The sequence below is a fragment of the Lutibacter sp. HS1-25 genome, assembly GCF_004121075.1.
Taxonomy (GTDB): Bacteria; Bacteroidota; Bacteroidia; order Flavobacteriales; family Flavobacteriaceae; genus Lutibacter.
The window spans coordinates 1-2,669 of sequence record NZ_RHLN01000067.1; the positions used below are offsets into that span (position 1 = coordinate 1).

Consider the following 2,669-nt stretch of genomic DNA (forward strand, 5'->3'; position numbering starts at 1 on the left):
AAATAACATCACAGTAAGATGTTAATTCGGTCATAATTGCTTCACGATCTCCACCGTATTTCCACAATTTAGCGCGATAATTTAAATCGGTTGAAATGGTTAAGCCTAATTTACTTGCAGCTTTTACAGCTTCTAAACAAGCATCGGCTGAACTTTGTGAAATGGCTGGCGTGATACCTGTCCAATGAAACCATTCTGCACCTGCAAATACTTCTTCCCAGTTCACCATTCCTGGTTGAATGTCTGACATTGATGAGTGTGCACGGTCGTAAACTACTTTTGAACCACGAGAAACTGCTCCTGTTTCTAAAAAGTAAATTCCTAAACGGTCTCCACCCCAAACAATTTTATCTACACCAACACCTCTTTTGCGCATTTCCATCATGGCACATTCTCCAATGTCATTTTTTGGTAAACGTGTTACAAAATCTACAGATATACCATAGTTTGCTAAAGAAACTGCTACGTTAGATTCTCCACCGCCGTAAACAACATCAAAATTATCTGCTTGTGAAAATCTTAAAAATCCTTGTGGAGCCAATCTTAACATAATCTCTCCAAATGTTACTACTTTACTCATTTTGTTTGTTTAATACTTTGTTTATTTAAATTTTAAAATATTCTTTTGCGTTGTGATAACTAATGTTGGCAACCATATTTCCAATCCATTCCATATCTTTAGGTAATTCACCCCTTTTAATTTCATCACCTAAAAGATTGCATAAAACTCTTCTAAAATATTCGTGTCTTGGGAATGATAAAAAGCTTCGAGAATCGGTTAACATTCCAATAAAACAACTTATTAATCCCATATTAGAGAGCGCGTTTAATTGTTTTATCATACCGTCTTTTTGATCTAAAAACCACCAACCTGATCCATATTGTACTTTTCCTTTAACACTTCCATCGTTAAAGTTTCCAATCATAGTTGCCATTACTTCATTGTCGGCAGGATTTAAATTGTATAATATTGTTTTTGTTAATTTATCTTTACTATCTAATGCATTTAAAAATGCAGATAATTTTTGCGCTTGTGGATAATCACTAATAGAATCCCATCCTGTGTCTGGTCCTAAAATGCGATGCATACGAGCATTGTTGTTTCTTAAGGCTCCTAAATGGTATTGTTGCACCCACCCAAATTCATGATAAGTTTCTGCTAAAAACAGTAAAATAGCACTTTGGAATTTTAAAGCTTCTTCTGAAGTAATTTCTTGATTTTCTCTTTTCTTTTTGAAGATTGATTTCACTTCACCTTCAGTAAATTCTTCAAAATAAATTTGATCTATACCGTGATCACAAACACTACATCCGTTTTTATCAAAAAATTCAATTCTCTTTTTAAGTGCATCACATAAATCTTCATAGGTATTAATGGAAACACCCGCAGCATTGCCTAAGGAATCTATATAACTATTATACCCATCAGCTGAAATTAAAATAGCTTTATCGGGTCTAAAGGAGGTTCCCACCTTGATATCAATCTTGTTTTTTGCTATTTGCTGATGATGTTCTAGCGTATCTGTTGGATCTTCTGTAGTACAAACATATTCAACATTTACCTTACGAAGTAAGTTTTGAGCACTGTATTCTGGTGTGTTGACTTTTGCCGAAACTTCTTCATAAATTTTACTTGCAGATTTTTCATTCAATAAATCGTACACATCAAAATAACGAGCCAATTCTAAATGTGTCCAATGATACAACGGATTACGCATTGTATGAGGTACTGTTTTAGCCCAATTTAAAAACTTGTCTTTATCTGACCCATTACCCGTGATAAATTTTTCATTTATACCTAGGGTTCTCATAGCTCTCCACTTATAGTGATCGCCATTAATCCAAACATTTGTTAAGTTTTTAAAAACAGCATCTTCAGCTATTAACCTTGGAGATAAATGGTTATGGTAATCAATTATTGGTTGATTTTTAGCGTAACTATGATACAATTCTTCTGCAAATTTATTATCTAGCAAAAAATTATCGTGTATAAATGTTGTTTTCATTTTGATTTAATTTCTTTTAATTAATCTTCGTTTGAAGGTTTTCCGATAGTAGCTAAGATTCCACCATCTACATAAAGTACATGACCATTTACAAAATCACTTGCTTTAGAAGATAAGAAAATAGCAGCACCTTGTAAATCTTCTGGATCTCCCCAACGAGAAGCTGGTGTTCTGCTAATAATAAAATCGTTAAATGGGTGTCCGTCTACTCTAATTGGAGCCGTTTGGCTTGTTGCAAAATAACCCGGTCCAATTCCGTTAGTTTGAATGTTAAATTTAGCCCATTCTGTAGCCATATTTTTAGTCAACATTTTTAAACCACCTTTTGCTGCTGCATAAGCACTTACAGAATCTCTTCCTAGTTCACTCATCATAGAACAAATATTGATGATTTTTCCTCCACCACGTTGAATCATTCCTTTGACAACATTTTTAGAAACGATAAATGGACTGATTAAATCTACCGTGATTACAGCAGTAAAATCTTCAACAGACATATCTACTATAGGTGTTCTTTTGATAATACCTGCGTTGTTAATCAAAATATCGATTGGACCAACTTCAGCTTCAATCTTTGTAATATTAGCAATAACAGCTTGTTCATCACATACATTAAATAAATATCCGTAAGCTTCTAGCCCACAAGATTTGTATTCAGCTACT

At 33.6% G+C, this 2,669-nt stretch carries 3 protein-coding genes; all 3 read right to left on the reverse strand.

The window, feature by feature from the left end; genetic code table 11:
• A partial coding sequence (locus EC396_RS12185; RefSeq protein WP_164975275.1) for a sugar kinase occupies positions 1–580 on the reverse strand: 580 nt, incomplete at its 3' end.
• 25 nt (positions 581–605) lie between these two features.
• Positions 606–2,006 (reverse strand): glucuronate isomerase, encoded by a 1,401-nt coding sequence (gene uxaC, locus EC396_RS12190; RefSeq protein ID WP_129366942.1) that lies wholly within the window; start codon positions 2,004–2,006, stop codon positions 606–608.
• 20 nt (positions 2,007–2,026) lie between these two features.
• Positions 2,027–2,669 (reverse strand): gluconate 5-dehydrogenase (locus EC396_RS12195; RefSeq protein WP_129366943.1); only part of this gene is annotated, 643 nt, incomplete at its 5' end.

What these genes read in the sequence shown, in the direction of transcription:
- uxaC (WP_129366942.1), bottom strand. Translation starts at nt 2,006, where the DNA reads ATGAAAACAACATTTATACACGATAATTTTTTGCTAGATAATAAATTT.